Origin of the sequence: Maribacter sp. TH_r10 (assembly GCF_033101095.1) — a bacterium.
GTDB classification, from domain to species: Bacteria; Bacteroidota; Bacteroidia; order Flavobacteriales; family Flavobacteriaceae; genus Maribacter_A; species Maribacter_A luteus.
Window position 1 is genome coordinate 425,414 of sequence record NZ_JAWMPY010000002.1, and the last position, 17,516, is coordinate 442,929.

17 protein-coding genes are annotated in these 17,516 nt (G+C 38.3%); 6 read left to right on the top strand and 11 right to left on the bottom strand.

The window, feature by feature from the left end; translation table 11 throughout:
* Positions 1-3: 3 nt before the first annotated feature.
* Complete coding sequence (gene leuB / locus R3X28_RS07230; protein ID WP_154369325.1) at positions 4-1,122, bottom strand: 3-isopropylmalate dehydrogenase; 1,119 nt, start codon at positions 1,120-1,122, stop codon at positions 4-6.
* A complete protein-coding gene (locus R3X28_RS07235) occupies positions 1,123-2,295 on the bottom strand; it encodes a 2-isopropylmalate synthase (RefSeq protein ID WP_154369323.1) in 1,173 nt (390 codons plus the stop codon).
* Positions 2,296-2,442: 147 nt separating this feature from the next.
* Here R3X28_RS07235 and R3X28_RS07240 point away from each other — a divergent pair, with 147 nt between their 5' ends.
* On the top strand, positions 2,443-3,987 hold the full coding sequence (locus R3X28_RS07240; protein ID WP_154369320.1) for a hypothetical protein: 1,545 nt from the start codon (positions 2,443-2,445) through the stop codon (positions 3,985-3,987).
* A 6-nt stretch (positions 3,988-3,993) separates the two neighbouring features.
* The gene (locus R3X28_RS07245) at positions 3,994-4,851 is read left to right on the top strand and encodes a DMT family transporter (RefSeq protein ID WP_317663641.1); all 858 of its coding nucleotides are present in this window, start codon (positions 3,994-3,996) and stop codon (positions 4,849-4,851) included.
* Positions 4,852-4,866: 15 nt separating this feature from the next.
* Here the strand turns inward: R3X28_RS07245 and R3X28_RS07250 are convergent, their stop codons facing one another.
* The 4 genes from R3X28_RS07250 to panB are packed head-to-tail and all read right to left on the bottom strand — an operon-like array spanning position 4,867 to position 7,457.
* Entirely contained in the window at positions 4,867-5,388 is a 522-nt protein-coding gene (locus R3X28_RS07250) for a DUF4252 domain-containing protein (protein WP_317663643.1), read from the bottom strand.
* Between the two features lie 42 nt (positions 5,389-5,430).
* Entirely contained in the window at positions 5,431-6,123 is a 693-nt protein-coding gene (locus tag R3X28_RS07255) for an RluA family pseudouridine synthase (RefSeq protein WP_282055033.1), read from the bottom strand.
* A gap of 4 nt (positions 6,124-6,127) precedes the next feature.
* Positions 6,128-6,610, bottom strand: coding sequence for a signal peptidase II (lspA, locus tag R3X28_RS07260; RefSeq protein ID WP_154369311.1), 483 nt, complete (start codon positions 6,608-6,610; stop codon positions 6,128-6,130).
* A gap of 28 nt (positions 6,611-6,638) precedes the next feature.
* A complete protein-coding gene (panB, locus tag R3X28_RS07265; RefSeq protein WP_154369310.1) occupies positions 6,639-7,457 on the bottom strand; it encodes a 3-methyl-2-oxobutanoate hydroxymethyltransferase in 819 nt (272 codons plus the stop codon).
* 134 nt (positions 7,458-7,591) lie between these two features.
* Between panB and R3X28_RS07270 the strand changes: the two genes are divergently transcribed.
* The gene (locus R3X28_RS07270) at positions 7,592-8,050 is read left to right on the top strand and encodes a nuclear transport factor 2 family protein (protein WP_317663647.1); all 459 of its coding nucleotides are present in this window, start codon (positions 7,592-7,594) and stop codon (positions 8,048-8,050) included.
* A gap of 44 nt (positions 8,051-8,094) precedes the next feature.
* Entirely contained in the window at positions 8,095-9,030 is a 936-nt protein-coding gene (locus R3X28_RS07275) for a DUF1080 domain-containing protein (RefSeq protein ID WP_317663649.1), read from the top strand.
* Between the two features lie 7 nt (positions 9,031-9,037).
* Here the strand turns inward: R3X28_RS07275 and R3X28_RS07280 are convergent, their stop codons facing one another.
* The 5 genes from R3X28_RS07280 to recG form a co-directional block, all read right to left on the bottom strand.
* Entirely contained in the window at positions 9,038-9,643 is a 606-nt protein-coding gene (locus tag R3X28_RS07280; RefSeq protein WP_317663651.1) for a hypothetical protein, read from the bottom strand.
* Positions 9,644-9,878: 235 nt separating this feature from the next.
* A complete protein-coding gene (locus R3X28_RS07285) occupies positions 9,879-10,751 on the bottom strand; it encodes a pirin family protein (protein ID WP_317663653.1) in 873 nt (290 codons plus the stop codon).
* Positions 10,752-10,862: 111 nt separating this feature from the next.
* A complete protein-coding gene (locus R3X28_RS07290) occupies positions 10,863-11,234 on the bottom strand; it encodes a VOC family protein (protein WP_317663655.1) in 372 nt (123 codons plus the stop codon).
* Positions 11,235-11,260: 26 nt separating this feature from the next.
* Positions 11,261-12,016, bottom strand: coding sequence for an SOS response-associated peptidase (locus R3X28_RS07295; RefSeq protein WP_317663657.1), 756 nt, complete (start codon positions 12,014-12,016; stop codon positions 11,261-11,263).
* 157 nt (positions 12,017-12,173) lie between these two features.
* On the bottom strand, positions 12,174-14,279 hold the full coding sequence (gene recG / locus R3X28_RS07300) for an ATP-dependent DNA helicase RecG (RefSeq protein ID WP_317663659.1): 2,106 nt from the start codon (positions 14,277-14,279) through the stop codon (positions 12,174-12,176).
* Positions 14,280-14,543: 264 nt separating this feature from the next.
* Here recG and R3X28_RS07305 point away from each other — a divergent pair, with 264 nt between their 5' ends.
* Positions 14,544-16,595, top strand: a complete 2,052-nt coding sequence (locus R3X28_RS07305) for a M1 family metallopeptidase (protein WP_317663661.1) — start codon at positions 14,544-14,546, stop codon at positions 16,593-16,595.
* Positions 16,592-17,503, top strand: a complete 912-nt coding sequence (locus R3X28_RS07310; protein WP_154369282.1) for a patatin family protein — start codon at positions 16,592-16,594, stop codon at positions 17,501-17,503. The genes R3X28_RS07305 and R3X28_RS07310 overlap by 4 nt, the downstream gene beginning before the upstream one ends.
* Positions 17,504-17,516: the final 13 nt, after the last annotated feature.

A 17,516-nucleotide genomic window follows, 5' to 3' on the forward strand; every position in this document is an offset into this window, starting at 1 on the left:
CCTTTAAATTATGGTCGATTTACCGAGACCAATATTCTCATCATTTATATTGAGGTTGTCATCGGCATCAACAATGTTTTTCGCAATAAAGTCACCAACACTGGATGTTCCGTATTTTGTACTTCCTAAGATGTCGATGGTCACGATTTTTTTTCTAAATGATTGATGGACGGCTGAGATAATAGCATTGAATTCCTCGTGCAATCCAAAATGTTCCAATAATAATGCCGCACTGAAAATAGCCGCAACCGGATTTGCTATGTTTTTCCCCTTTGCTTGTGGGTATGAACCATGTATGGGTTCGAACATGGCATTTTCCGCGCCTATTGATGCTGAAGGCAATAAGCCCGCAGAACCGATAAGTACATTACACTGGGCAGAAAGAATGTCCCCGATCATATTGCTGGCCAGAATTACGTCGAAAGAGGTGGGGTCCATTGTTATAGCCATTGATGCGTGTTCTAAATACATACAATTCAATTCCACTTCCGGATAGCTTTCCGAGATTTTGGTAACGACCTTTCTCCATAGTCTGGAGGTTTCCAACACATGGGCCTTGTCTACCAAGGTCAATTTACCTTTTCTTTTTTTTGCTGCTTTAAAGGCCATATGGGCAACACGACTTATCTCTTCTTCGGTATACCTGCAAAGGTCGGTGGCAATGGTGCCGTCTTCGCTTAAACTCTTCTCACCAAAGTACATGCCACTGGTGAGTTCACGGTAAATAACCAGATCCGTGCCGGTAACGATATTGCGTTTAAGGGAGGAATTATTTATGAGTGCGGGGAATATTTTTATTGGGCGAATATTCGTAAAAAGGTCCAATTCCTTTCTTAAATATAGGAGTCCGTCCTCAGGCCGAACTTTCGCCATAGGATCATTGTCGTACTCAAGGGTACCAATGGCACCAAATAATGTGGCATCCGATTTTTTACATAATTCTATTGTTTCTTTGGGGATAGGACTACCAGTTTTTTCCATCGCCACGGCACCTACCAATCCTTCGGTAAACGTAAATTCGTGTCCAAAATTCTCTTCAACGGCTTGTAGGCATTTTACGGCTTGGGTTATTACTTCAGGCCCTATACCATCTCCACCTAAAACGGCAATGTTCAATTTCATTTAAGAAATGCTTTCAATTTTTATATTGCTACTCTCAATGATCTCATGAATATCACTATCCACGATTTCTTTTTGCCTATCGGCATATTTCAAAAATTCTTGGTAAACAATATCCAATTGTGTTTTAGTAAGTTCATACCCTACATTTTTAGCCCTGTAGGCCAAAGCGGCCCTGCCACTTCTTGCTGTAAGAACTATAGATGATGCATTTACGCCAACATCGGCAGGGTCCATGATTTCATAGGTTTCCCTGTTTTTAATTACTCCATCTTGGTGTATGCCTGAGCTATGGGCAAAAGCGTTGGCACCAACAATGGCCTTATTGGGTTGAACCAACATTCCCATTTTATCAGATACCATTTGACTGGTATCATAAAGTAATTTACTGTTGATGTTCGTATCTATACCAAGATAAGGATGTTGTCTCAATATCATCACCACTTCTTCCAAAGAAGTATTTCCGGCACGTTCACCAATACCGTTGATCGTACATTCAATCTGGCGGGCACCATTGATGACCCCTGCGATGGAATTGGCCGTAGCCAGTCCTAAATCATTATGGCAATGGCAAGAAAGTGTCGCCTTATGGATTCCTGTAACATTTTCCTTTAAATATTTCATTTTGGCTCCATATTCTTCTGGTAGGCAATAACCGGTCGTGTCAGGTATGTTCAATACCGTAGCACCTGCTTTAATGGCTGCTTCGCATACCCTGGCCAAGAACTCATTATCGGTTCTACCGGCATCTTCTGCATAAAATTCTACATCTTCAACAAAGGTTTTGGCGTAACTCACGGCATTGACCGCCCTTTCTATTATAGCCTCTTTGTTCGAATTGAATTTATGCAATATGTGCGAATCGGATGTTCCTATTCCCGTGTGTATCCTAGGTCTTTTGGCAGGTTTCAAGGCTTCGGCAGCAACTTCGATATCTTTTTTTACGGCACGGGTCAAACCACATACGGTAGCATTTTTTACAATTTTGGCTATTTCAAATACGGCCTTATAGTCGCCAGGGCTAGAAATAGGGAACCCAGCTTCAATGATATCAACACCAAGATCGTCCAGACGCTCTGCAATGATCAACTTCTCCTCTTTGTCCAATTTGCATCCTGGAACTTGTTCCCCATCACGAAGTGTGGTGTCAAAAATCTGTACTATATCTTTACTCATTATATTTACGTAATTTTACTAGCTATTTACGAATATATGGCCATTAAGGCTAATGTCCTAAGCTTACGGATTACATTTACAACGTTAAGCAACTTTTTGCTAGGTTTAAGATATTGAAATACAACGATTTAAACTATATATATTACGATGACAAATGTGCATAAAGATGCATTGTTCGTTCTGGTAAAGTCGCTCTCTAAGTCAGAAAAACGCCAATTTAAACTTTATGTTGGGCGCTTGGGGGTGAATACCGATGCTAAATTTTTGGCATTATTCAATTTATTGGACAAAACAAAGCAATATGATGAAAAAGTGATTTTGGATAGTGGCATTGTTAAAAAGTCGCAACTTTCCAATCTTAAAGCCCATTTGTACAAACAGATTCTTGTAAGTTTAAGGTTAAACCCTGTTAATCAGAACATTAGAGTGCAATTGCGTGAGCAATTGGATTTTGCAACCATACTTTATCAAAAAGGACTTTATAAACAAAGTTTGAAAATCCTTGACAAGGCAAAGCTCATAGCCATAGAAAATGAGGAAAAGAACGTGGCCTATGAAATTGTAGAGTTGGAGAAAATAATCGAGACACAATACATAACACGGAGTATTCCCGATAGGGCCGATGAGCTGGCCGTTCAGGCGAAAGAATTGTCAGAACAAAATGTAATGACCAGTAAATTGTCAAATTTATCCTTGCAATTATATGGGTTGATGCTGAAGTTGGGTTATGTTCGTAGTGATGAGGATCTTAAAACCGTAAAAACTTATTTTAAGAACAAGTTACCCAAATACAACATCGATGAACTTGGTTTTCGTGAGAAATTATGGCTTTATAAAGCTTATCTCTGGTATAGTTTTTTAACACAAGATTTTCTTTCGTGCTATAAATATGCCAATAAGTGGGTGGATCTATTTTATGAAAATGAAAAGATGATCCAATTGAACCCAGTTTTTTTCCTAAAGGGAAACCATTATTTGTTAGAATCCTTGTTTTATGTGAAATACAGTTCCCAGTTTAAGGAAACACTCCATCGTTTAGAAGGTATTGTGGAAGGAAAGAATTTTCCGAAGAATGATAATATTTCCTCATTGGCCTTTCTATATTTAAACGCCAATAGGTTGAACCTTCATTTTATGGAAGGTACATTTAGTAAAGGACTGTACTTGGTCAAAATTATCGAGTACGGCATTACCAAGCATAGAGACCGCTTAGATGCCCACCATATTATGGTCCTATATTACAAAATCGCCAGTCTTTACTTTGGTAACGGGGATAATAAAAATTGTATTCTTTACCTAAAGAAAATAATAGATAATAAAAACCTGAAAATGCGCGAAGACCTTATGTGCTTTGCAAGGGTGTTGAGTTTGGTGGCCCATTATGAGGCAGGAATGGATTATCATATGGAGCTTCAACTTAAATCTACGTATAAGTTTTTGTTGAAAATGAACGATCTTCATGCGGTCCAAAAAGAGATGATCAAGTTTTTACGGAACTTAGGTAGCATTTATCCTAGCGATCTGCGCAATGAATTCCAAAAATTGTATAATGAGCTGAAAAAGTATGAGAACCACCCGTATGAAAAACGGGCTTTCCTCTATTTGGATATACTCTCATGGCTAGAAAGCCATTTGAAAAACAAACCGGTCGGCGAGATTATTCGTGAGAAGGCCATGCAGCAAACCCGTTAATTCAGTTTGAAGAAAAGTAAGCATCTTTCCTATTTACTGGAGATAAATTTAGCAATGCTTTTTATCAGTACCTCAGGGGCTTTGGGTAAGTATGTTGAGTTGCCTGTACCGATTACCATTGCGACGAGGGGTATTCTGGCTTTTATTGTTCTGTATTCGTATTGTAGACTTAAGGGAATTTCCTTACGTGTTCAATCTAGTGATAGGCTAGTGGTGATTCTTAGCGGTGTTCTAATGAGCCTTCATTGGTTAACATATTTTTATGCACTTCAAATGTCGAACGTGGCCATTGGCATGCTCTCTCTTTTTACCTATCCCGTAATCACTGCATTTTTAGAACCTTTGATTCTGAATACCAAATTCCAAAAGATCCATGTGTTATTGGGAATATTGGTTTTATGTGGAATCTATTTTTTAACTCCCGATTTTAACACAGGTAATTCGGTGACCTTAGCTGTTGGTATGGGTATATTATCGGCATTGTTTTACGCTTTAAGGAATATTATCCTGAAATCGAAAACGGCAAATTATCACGGTTCCATACTTATGGTCTATCAAACCGGAATAATAGGGTTGTTATTGTTGCCAGCTTTATTATTTGTTGAATTAGATGCATTATTGGGCCAATGGGAAGGTATTGTTGCTTTGGCTGTCTTGACAACGGCAATTGGCCATACACTTTTCTTGATGACATTTAAGCATTTCTCAATTACATCCATAAGTATTATAAGTAGTATACAGCCGGTTTACGGCATTTTAATCGGAGCCATATTCCTGTCCGAATTTCCCTCCTGGACTACAATTGTTGGGGGAATCTTCATTTTAGGGTCTGTTATTATCGAAAGTATTCGAACCTCTCGATGACCTTAATGTTTACGGTTAGTTTATTCCTGGGGTGTTTGGACTGAATTGTTGGATCAGGCCTTCTCCCATTTTTCCGAATTCATTGTTCTTTGCCATTTCCCGCACCTTGACAGGGTCAAAATCCCCATTAAAATATAGGAAGGAGCCATTGAGGTTGTCATTATTGTAAATCAGGATTTCCCTAACACTATTGCGTTTTTCACGAATAGAAACTACATTCCTTTTTAATTCATCATTTTTTCGATATACCTCGATAAACGAATTTCCGGTAATTCCGTTCATTTGTGAATTCAAAAATTGGGTTTTGGCAGGTGTGGCACTTGGGAATCTCATATATCGTAAATCCTTTGTGTTGCCTACAAGGGCTTGCATTTCAGGTGAGATTCCACTGATCAAGGTTAACATGAACTTAGGAACACGAATGGCCGTGACCTGATTGTCATTCTTGTGGGCATTGTAAAATGTGTCTATGGAGTTATAGCTTCCACAAGAAGTTAAAAGCACAAGACTTAGCAGTAAAATTGTTTTCTTAAACATGGTATAGTGTTTTGAGTCTGAATTAAATGTACGAAAATAGTATCAACAAGCATTCCAAACTGGATCATCCGGTGTTGGGGCTATAATTTCCAAAGCCGTTTTCTTTACTGGATGTATAAACGATAATTTTCTTGCATGTAGATGAATGCTTCCGTCTTTGTTACTGCGGTCAGAACCATATTTAAGGTCCCCTTTTATAGGACAGCCGATTGAGGTTAATTGCGCCCTAATTTGATGATGGCGTCCCGTTTTCAAATCAATTTCCAATAAGAAGTAATTATCCAACTTTTTAACCAAACGATAATCCAAAACAGCTTTTTTACTGTCATTCACTTCTTTGTTGTTGGCGTAGGATTTGTTTTGTTTGGTATTACGGCGTAACCATTGGGTAAGGGTGTCAAAATCTTTTGGTGGACTGTTTTTTACGATGGCCCAATAGGTTTTTTTTGCTTCTTTGTCAGCAAATAGCTTATTGAGTCTCGGTAGGGCCTTTGATGTTTTTGCAAAAACGACAATGCCAGACGTAGGCCTGTCCAATCTATGGGGGACACCCAAATACACATTGCCGGGCTTGTTGTACTTTTCCTTAATGTATTGTTTAACGACCTCGCTAAGGGGTTTGTCCCCGGTTTTATCCCCTTGCACAATGTCTCCAGGGCGTTTGTTTATGACAATGAGATGATTGTCTTCGTAAAGAATCTGAAGGTTTTTGGGATGTGAAATAATCTTTGACATCCTTTTAAATGGATAAATTCCTGTAACGAAGAGTCACAAATAGCAATAGGAATACCCCGATACTTACCGATACATCGGCCATATTGAAGATACCTGTTTTAAAAAAACCGAATTTCACCTGAAAAAAATCGGTCACTGAACCATAAGCGATGCGATCTATTAAATTACCGATACCACCACCGATTACAAAGGCAAACGCAAGTACCATCCACCGATTTAAGTTGGCCTTCTGTAAGGTCCGTGCCATTAATACCAGTAAAACGATTAGCGGCAACCCTTGAAGGAATATCCTTTTGAGAATAGGGGGGAAGTCTTGTCCAAATCCCAACATGGCCCCTGTGTTCTCAACATTGGTCAATATGAAATTATCATTTACCACCTGAATATAATCCATAGGCTCTACATGTTTGCGCACAAGGTCTTTTGACAATTGGTCGCAACCAACGTTCAAAAGTACAATGAGGATGATGCTTATTCGTTTTAACATGTATAGGGAGCGATGGTTTTCAAATTAATTAATACTGCTCGTTGTCATTCGGAAAATCCTTGGTTTTTACATCATCTACATATTGGGAAATGGCATTACCCATTTCTTCATATAAATTCATGTATCTTCTAAGGAACCGTGGATTGAATTCATGGGTCATACCCAAAAGATCATGTATGACCAATACTTGTCCGTCAGTATGTTTTCCGGCACCAATCCCAATAGTAGGAATGGAAATACTTTCGGATACCCTTTTAGCAAGTTCTGCAGGAATTTTTTCAAGTACGATGGCAAAACAACCTAAACGCTCCAATAATTTAGCGTCGGAAATCAATTTTTCGGCTTCTTCTTCTTCTCTGGCCCTAACTGTATAGGTGCCGAATTTGTATATTGCTTGTGGGGTTAAGCCTAAATGTCCCATCACAGGGACTCCGGCATTCAAAATCCTTTTTACCGATTCTTTTATTTCTTCCCCGCCTTCTACTTTCACAGCGTGGGCCCTGCTTTCCTTCATTATGCGAATGGCTGAACGCAAGGCTTCCTTCGGGTCACTTTGGTAACTTCCGAATGGAATGTCAACCACAACTAATGCTCGTTTTATCGCTCTCAAAACCGATGAGGCATGATAAATCATTTGGTCCAAGGTAATGGGGAGGGTAGTTTCGTAACCGGCCATTACGTTACTGGCCGAATCACCTACCAAAATAACATCGACCTTGGCAGCATCAACTATTTTGGCCATTGAATAATCATATGCGGTGAGCATAGAAATTTTTTCCCCGTGTTTTTTCATATCAACAAGGGACTTAACGGTAACCCTTTTGTATTCTTTCTTCGCTGTAGACATTGAAAACTTTTTAGAATCGATAAAAGTAAGGATTTTGTAGCTGTTTTCAGGGAGATATCAGGGATTTTTAGAATGTACCCGAAGTTGCTGGCCATTAAATGAATTTGACTTATTTTTGAAAGAAATAAGGGTACATGAAAAAGTTTGCACCACTAATTTTATTTCTTATTTACTTGAATGTTTCTGCCCAGAATACAGTTCAATCAGAGGTGCAAAAGACCATAGAGGCTTTTTTCTTAGGTTTTCACGCTAAAGATTCTTCTTTGATTAAAAAAAAGGTATCCGAAAACGTGATTATACAGACCATTGGGAGAGCAAAAGGTGGTTCCGATATTCTAATGACCGAGGACTTTGGTAAATTTTTAAGATCAATAGAAAGTATTCCGGATTCGGTCGATTTTAAAGAGCGCTTATTATCTATAAAAATACAGGTTGATGGGTCTATGGCAAATGCTTGGACACCCTATGAATTTTGGTACAATGGGTCATTAAGTCATTGCGGCGTTAACTCCTTTCAATTGTTCAAGGATAAAGGTGAATGGAAGATCATATACCTTATAGATACGAGACGAAAGGAAGGTTGCGATCATTGAAATATACATACTTAGAAATAGAAAATATATAAAATAGAATGAAGATGAATATTAAAAAACTGAAATCAATTGCGTTTGTAACCATCAGTCTACTTTCATTTCAAATGAATGCCCAAGAAGCCAAACCGATTGAAGGAAGATGGAATTTGACCATTACCCAAGATGGGAAAGAGGTGCCTTCTTGGTTAGAAGTTACACACTCAGGCTTTAGTACGTTGGTAGGGCGTTTTGTTTATGCTTTTGGAAGTGCAAGACCCATTGCCGAGGTGAAATTCAAAGACGGGAAATTCAATTTTGAAATACCACCACAATGGGAGCCGGGTAAAAGGTACATGGAGTTTGAAGGGGAAATGAAAGGAGACCGACTAATCGGTAAAATGGTTTATACAGACGGTAAGGAATATGACTGGATAGGAGTCAGGGCCCCTAAATTGGAGTTTAATACAAGCCCTGTTTGGGGAACTCCTATGAGACTATTCAACGGTGAAAATTTAGAAGGATGGCACGCCATGGGTGAAAACCAATGGAAGGTAAAAGATGGAATTTTAATTAGTGAAAAATCTGGTGCTAATTTGGTTTCCGATCAGAAATTCGATGATTTTAAATTACATATTGAATTCCGTTATCCTGAAGGAAGTAATAGTGGGATTTATTTACGGGGAAGATATGAGGTGCAGATTGCTGATAACTTCGGGTTAGAGCCATCTAGTATTTATTTAGGGGGAATTTATGGTTTTCTTACGCCAAACGAAATGGTGGCCAAGGCTCCCGGAGAATGGCAGGTTTACGACATTACATTAGTTGGAAGACGGGTTACTATTGTTGCGAACGGTAAAGAGATCATTACCGATCAGATAATTCCGGGCATGACAGGTGGCGCGTTGGATAATAAAGAGGAAGAAGCCGGCCCGTTTTTGATTCAAGGGGATCACGGACCTGTTGAATTCAGGAATATAATTGTTACTCCGACCCTTAATTAGGAAGAATTCAATCTTTGAAAAGATGACGACAGGTAGGACATATCTCTAAACTTGTGTTAACAGGTGAATTACTTGCCCAATCGGGTACCCAGTCCCACGTACCTGTTTTATCGGCTCGTTTAGTATGTTTGCAATTTGGACAGATAATTATCAGTTCATTGGGTTGAACATACCTTTTTTTAATTGATTTGAATGTTTCAAGGTTCATTCTAGTGTTTTGTAGATTGAACATTTCTGTATTTACGATCAAAACCCCGGATTTATTATTCAAAGGATAAACGGTTTGTAGATAATAACGATATGTATCAGCACTTGAACAGTCGTATTGATAATGCCATGTTTTACCGGTCTTTATGACTTGTTTGTATTTTTTTCTAAAATAGAATTTTAGCCATATTCCTTTTATCGATTTTGTATATGAACTACCGAGGGTTATATTGTAGAGAGCGGTTTGGTCAATATCGTTTTCGATGGCAAAATGGTACCAAGCAGGATTAAAATAAATGAATTTAAGTTCTTTCGATAAGGCATAAATGGAATACCTGCTTTTTTCGAGTACTTCGAGGTCAAAGCCTTTTATCATTTCCAAAAAGTCCGTTCCAAACCTTTTCATGTAGTTACATTTTGTACTTATAATCTACATAAGGGAAAGTTCTTTTAAGATTCCAATTTGGGTGGGTCTTTGATTTAAAGATAAAAGAAAGTTTAGGGTGGGAATATGACTAATGTCATAAAGGGTTCGATAAAATCAAATTAGTTAAGGCGTTGTTCTTAATTAAAAGAATAATTTTTGTGAATAAATCTATAATCGTCATAAATTCAAAGTCCTTTAAATTGGGTTTCCCATTTCACTCTTCAATCAAAATACCCATTTTACCCATTTGATAATCACGCATGGCTTCAAGTATCTGCGTTTCGGAATTCATCACAAATGGGCCGTGTTGAATTGTTTTCTCATTAATGGGCTTACCACTTAAGATAAGAAATGATGCTTCTTCGGATGTTTCAACAGTAATTTGTTCTCCTTCATTTTCAAAAACCACCAAGCATTCTTTTTCCACTTTACCATACCCTTTAAGGTTGATTTCACCTTTAACCGTGTATAGCATTGTATTATGGTCTTTAGGGAGTTCATAGGTCATCGCTCCAGAACCCTTTGCCGTTCCCCAAAGAATAAGTAATTCACTTTCAGGGGTAATTTTACCCTTTTGGGCACCGTACATGCCGACAATGAGTTTACTGATGATTTGATTGTCCTCTGAAAGTATCAATGGAATATCCTCTTCTGAGATAAATTGATATTTTGGTTGCTGCATTTTTTTTGCAGCCGGACTATTGATCCAAAGCTGTACAAATTCATTATACTCATTTTGGTCTACCAACGCTTGAGAAGGACGCTCGCTATGAATAATGCCCGAACCGGCATGCATCCATTGTACTTCGCCCTTTTTTGCGATTTGATTGTTACCACGGCTGTCACGATGGTGTATTTCCCCTTCGATTATAAAAGTAACAGGAGAGAATCCCCTATGCGGGTGGGGTCCTATTCCTTGGTGAATCGCCTTGCCATTTTTTCTATACTTCAATTTACCATGGTGTAAAAGTAGAAATGGATCAACTTGGTTAACTTTAGTGGTAGGTAGGGCCTGTTTAATGGGAATACCGCCCATATCAATATTGAAAACAGGAATTAACGTCTTTACTTTTTTATTCGATTCCATTTTTTAATCTTTTAAAATATAAAGGCTTCAGACAAACCTCAACTACGCCTTTAATGGAGCGTTTTTGGCATGTACAAATTACAATGCTTGTATATGTCGGTAGTACACCTGTCAAACATGTTGGTCAATAAGAATGGTATTGCCGTCAGGATCCATAAAAACGATGCTTCCGGGGCCGGTTGTGTTTCCATCTACTTTCCTAGCCAATTCAACCCCATTTTTCTTTAGTTCATTTTGAATTTCCCGTACATCAACAAATGACGATAGTTTGTTGGCATTTGCGTCCCATCCGGGATTAAAGGTCAATATGTTGTTCTCGAACATGCCTTGAAAAAGTCCGATCAAAGTATCACCATTTTTCATGATGAGATAATTACGCTCCATGTCTCCGGCGAAAACAAAGAAACCTAGGTTTTCATAAAATTCCTTTGATGTTTTAAGGTCTTTCACATTAAGACTTATCGAAAATGCACCTAATTCCATATTAAATAATTTTATCGGATTACTTATTATATTTTAAACTCTAATTCTTGATAAACATAGGGATTCGTGATTTCCTCTAAGTTACCTAAATATTCTTTTCCACGTAATCTACCCACCGTATGTGTTTCAAGTTCGATCTCCTGATTAGGCTGAATCAGTTCCTCAATAGTATGTTGATCCGTATTACTTAACCATTTATCTATTGAAGTTTCATTCAATATCAGAGGCATCCTGGCTTCTTTCAGTTTGGGGTTATTATGGATTTTTGCCATAAAAGAATTTCCTATGGTCGTTACTATGGTGAAGGTTCTCAACATGCCGCCTTGTTCATTTGTCCATTCACTCCATAGTCCAGCCAGAACCATAGGTTCTTTATCTTTTCGGTATATATAAAATGGATATGTTTTATCGTTGACATGGTGATGTTCGTAAAAACCATCGATATAAAGTACACAACGATTGTTATTGGCAGCGGTTCTAAATGATGGTTTTTCAAAAATACTCTCTCCTCTGGCATTCAAGGTGTTGTTCCATATTTTTTTCTGTTGTTCGTCATCTTTCACCCAATGGGGGATTAGTCCCCAAGTTGCCACTTCCGGAAATTCAGGTGAACGGTCGGTGTAAATCAATATCGTGGGATGGCTAAAACCAGAAGCATGATAAAGGGGAAGGTCAGTGAGGGGAATCAATTTTTCCATGATTTCTTCCACAGCCAAATAATCCTGGTCTTTTTTAGCCTTGGCCAATTGTGCTTCCAAACTTGCTTTTATATCGTAACACATAATTCACTATTACATTCTAAAACTACGGTAGAATTCTTTTCGGATAATATGATATTGGTTAAAAGGATGTTACCCTGATATATTATGACCTTTGCAACAAAGGGTCATACTCAATTAAATTTAAGGATTTCTTTAATAAGTTAGATTGGAATGTGATTCAACTAATATAATTCCAGATATTTTTTTGCTTAACGATTTGGGCATAGGTATGCCGAATGGTAAGATTTTCTGGTTTTTCGAGCGGCGGATCTTCTTTTAAGATTTTCATGGCAAAGTGGCGGGCGGTTTTTAGAATGTCATTATCCTTTACGATATCTGCAATCTTCAGGTTGAGGATTCCACTTTGTTGGGTACCCATTAAATCCCCAGGCCCTCGCAGTTTAAGATCTACCTCGGCGATTTCGAAACCGTCATTGGTACGTACCATGGTTTCCAATCGGGTTTTGGCTTCGGAGGATAGTTTATGGCTGGTCATTAAAATACAATAACTCTGGTCTGCACCTCGGCCTACGCGACCCCGTAATTGATGTAATTGGGACAACCCGAAACGTTCCGCACTTTCGATGATCATTACAGATGCATTGGGTACATTTACACCCACCTCGATTACGGTGGTGGCCACCATAATTTGCGTTTCGCCTTTAACAAAGCGTTCCATTTCATAATCCTTATCCACAGGTTTCATTTTTCCATGAACGATTGATATTTGGTATTCAGGTTGGGGGAAATCCCTCACAATACTTTCATAACCATCCATTAAATCTTTATAGTCCAAGGCCTCCGATTCCTGGATCAGCGGGTAGACTACATAAATCTGTCTTCCTTTTTTTATCTCATCCTTTATAAAACCAAATACCTTAAGGCGGTTGGAATCGTACCGATGTACCGTTTTAATGGCTTTCCGTCCAGGAGGAAGCTCATCTATGACCGAAATATCCAAATCCCCGTATAAGCTCATTGCCAAGGTCCTAGGAATAGGTGTGGCGGTCATGACCAGAATGTGTGGAGGGATTTCATTTTTATGCCATAATTTGGAACGTTGTGCCACACCAAAACGATGTTGTTCATCAACAATAGCTAGACCTAAGTTTTTATACTGCACTTTGTCCTCCAATAAGGCATGTGTGCCAATTAATATATTTAATTCCCCACTTTCCAGTTGTTGATGGATGATATTTCGTTCTGATTTTTTTGTAGAACCGGTCAATAGGGCAATCCGTACTCCCATATCTGCCAAAAGTTCTTTGATTCCGTTAAAATGCTGATTGGCCAAAATTTCCGTTGGTGCCATTAAGCAGGCCTGGAAATCATTGTCTATTGCCAAAAGCATGATCATTAGGGCAACAATCGTCTTTCCAGAGCCAACGTCACCTTGTAATAATCGATTCATTTGGGCATTACTACCCAAATCGGCCCTAATCTCTTTGATAACCCTTTTTTGGGCATTGGTCAATTGGAACGGTAAATGGTTATTGTAAAAGTCATTAAAACGTTCGCCTACTTGGTCAAAGTTGAAGCCTTTTATTTTTTGTTTACGCAGCAATTTTTTTGAAATAAGTTGTAATTGAATGTAGAACAACTCTTCAAATTTCAATCTGAATTGGGCTTTGGCCAAAAATTCTTGGCTTTTAGGAAAATGGATATTGAATAGGGCTTCACTTTTTGATATTAATCTAAGTTCATGAAGAAGTGGGTCAGAGAGGGTTTCCCTGAACTGTCCTTTTGTTTCAATAAAAAGTTGTTGTTGTAATTTATTGATAACCCTATTGGTGATGCCACTATTCCCTAACTTTTCAGTGGAGGGGTAAATGGGCTGCATTTTTATTTTAAGGCCTTTTTCATGCTCGGTACGCAATTCCATTTCGGGATGTGGCATAGAGAATTTACCATTATACCAATTACACCGGCCAAAAATCACATAGGGGGTATTCAGTTTTAGGTTTTCCCGAATCCATTTCTGACCCCTGAACCAAACCAATTCCATTTCACCTGTATCATCAATGAAAGAAGCCACTAGACGTTTCCCTTTCTTTTGTTCAACGGTTTTTAGATGAACGATTTTCCCAATTATCTGAACATCGGCATTACTACGTTGCAATTGACCTATTTTATAGTATTTGGTCTTATCGATATAACGATTTGGATATAGATTGATAAGATCTTGGTATGTACCGATCCCTAACTCCGACTGCAGTATTTGGGCCCTATGAGGACCTACGCCTTTAAGGTAAGTAATGGGAGTTTGAAGGAAATTGGCATTCATTCGATAAAAATAAGAGTATTACGAATTAGATGCAATTTTGGGGATTGGTCATTTCAATTCTTTGTATCAGGGGTGAAGACTGTTTTATTGGAAACCCCCAGTTTAATATGCAATGGGCCATATTTGAATTACTGATCTTCCAAGTAGGGTTTCCCGAATATCCAGACTCTCTTAATTGATAATTCATCTTTCCTGAAATTCAATAAAACATCGTAATTTTAATTTATGGTTCAACGGTATTTCGTTATAGTTTTTTTGGGCTTGATGTTTTCAAACCTACATGCCCAACATCAGGATAAGGTGGATTTTATTCATGCAGAAGTGAACATTCGACCATTGGTAGATCAAAAAGCCATTGAAGGATCTGTGGTTTATCGCTTTAAGGTCTTCCAGAATGTTGATTCCGTCTTTTTGGATGCCCAGGATATGAAGTTCAGTGCGGTCTTGGTGAACCATAAGAAAGCGAGCTTCAAGGTCTCTAAAACCAAAATAACGGTTTATAAAAATTTCAAAAAGAACAGAAGCTATTCCCTAACCTTGGAATATTCGGCTAAGCCAAGGCAAACGGTTTATTTTTTAGGGGGGGATGATTTGCTATCTGGTAGACAAATATGGACACAAGGCCAAGGGAAATATACTAGCCATTGGTTACCCAGTTTTGATGATATGACCGAAAAGGTGGAGTTTGATTTGAATATTTCCTTTAATCCAAAGTATGAGGTAATCGCAAACGGGAAACTAAGAAAGTATAAAGAATCCGATAGTCTTAAAACATGGTCCTATGATATGCAAAACCCTATGAGCAGCTATCTTCTGGCATTCGTGATCGGTCAATACGACAAGCAGGAATTGATCTCGGAAAATGGTTTGCCCATTGAGAATTATTTTTACCCGAAAGACAGTCTAAAAGTTGAGCCTACCTATCGGTATACGAAGAAAATATTCGATTTTCTCGAAAATGAAATCGGTAAACCCTATCCCTGGCAGAATTATAAACAGATTCCCGTTAAAGATTTTTTATATGCGGGAATGGAAAATACAGGGACTACGATTTTCTCTGATGCATTTATTATAGATTCCGTCGCATTTATCGATAAGAATTATGTGAATGTAAATGCCCATGAATTGGCACATCAATGGTTTGGGAATCTGGTAACCGAGAAAGATGGTCAACACCATTGGTTGCATGAAGGCTTTGCTACCTATTATGCTTATTTAACTGAAAAGGAAATTTTTGGGGACGATTATTTCTATTGGAAGCTTTTTGATACCGCCCAACAATTGAATGAACGGTCAAAAGCGGACAAAGGGGAGGCTTTAACTGATCCGAAAGCCAGTAGCCTTACTTTTTACGAAAAAGGAGCTTGGTCCTTGGTTATGCTTCGTAACGAAATTGGGGACGTGGCCTTTAAAAAGGGTATAAAGAATTATTTGGAAAAGTATCAGTTCCAAAATGTGACCATTGATGATTTTCTAGGGGAGATGGAATTGGCCGCGAATTTGAATCTTGGTCCATTTAAACAGTTATGGTTGAGTTCTTCTGTATTTCCGATTGAAAAAGTGACAGACTATCTATCTGAAAATTCGTCCTCTGTCGGCGCTTTCATTCAACTTAAATGGGACCTCACCACAAGCTTAAAAAACAAAAAAGATATCATTGATAAATATTGGAAAGAATCTGATAATGAAGAATTTAAGGCTAGATTGGTGTCAAAGTACCATAAGCAGCTTTCCCCGGATATTATTAAATCGGCGTTTGATAGTAAATCAATAAAGGTAAGGCAGGCTTTGGCATTGACCTCAGCTAGAATCCCGACAGACTTTAAAATGGAGTACGAATCCTTATTGGAAGATAAAAGCTATATTACCATGGAAAGTGCTTTATATCGTTTATGGATTTCTTTTCCGCATGACCGACACCGTTATTTGGATAAGACCAAAGGTATAATTGGGCTACCCAATAAAAATGTTCGTTTACTTTGGTTGTTATTGGCAAGTTTGACCAAAGATTATGATAATGATTCCAAAGAGGGGTATTTGGCCGAGCTACACGGTTATACTTCTCCAAGGTATTCCATGGAAATACGGCAAGGTGCTTTTGGTCTTATCACAGATGTGCTGCATTATACCGACCAGAATATTTTGGATCTCATTGATGCCACGACACACCATTCTTGGCAATTTAGGAAATATGCACGGGGTTTATTGGATAATGAACTTAAGGTTGATCAACAAAGAAATCGTATCATAGAACTAACAAAAGGTTTGAATGACGCGAAACTTCGTTATATTAAGACTAAATTGAATAGCGAATGAGAGCGATGGTCATATCGGGTGGTGGTAGCAAAGGAGCCTTTGCCGGTGGTGTTGCGCAATATTTGATGCAAGGACTTGACCATAACTATGACCTTTTTCTTGGAACCTCAACGGGTAGTTTGTTGATTTCCCATTTGGCACTTCAAAAAATAGAAAAGATAAAAGAGGTATATACATCGGTTAACCAAGATAGTATCTTCAGCAACTGTCCCTTTGTTATCCAGAAAAAACATGGGGTTGAAAGTATAGGAATAGATCATTGGAACGTATTGAAGAATTTTTATCGAGGCGGAAAGACATTCGGAGAGAGTAAGAACTTACTCAAATTGATAAAAAACACCCTGACCGAGGAAGAATTCCATATTCTGAAAAATGGACCCAAGGATATTGTGGTCACCGTTTCCAATCTTTCTATGAACCAGGTAGAATACAAGTCGATCAACGATTTTGACTATGAGGAATTCTGTGAGTGGATATGGATTTCCTGCAATTATACTCCCTTTATGAGCTTGGTAAAGAAAAATGGGTGTGAATATGCCGATGGCGGTCTAGGTTCCATGGTACCTATCGAAGAGGCCATAAAAAGAGGTGCAACTGAAATAGATGCGATAATCTTGCAGACAGAAACCACGATGTTCAATCGAATGCCTTCAAAGAATGCCTTTGCTTTGTTGACCTCAATGTTCGCTTTTATGTTGGATCGTATTGAGCATCAGAATATACGTATTGGTAAATTCGTTGCCAATCATCATGATGCGGTCATAAATTTCTATTATACTCCGGCCGTTCTGACGACCAACTCACTGATTTTCAACAAAGAGAAAATGACTGCTTGGTGGCAGAGCGGTTATAATTTTGCCAAATACAAAAATTTGGAAACTTCCCAATTGGAACTTGATGTAGAGTGAGTTCCTAAAGGAA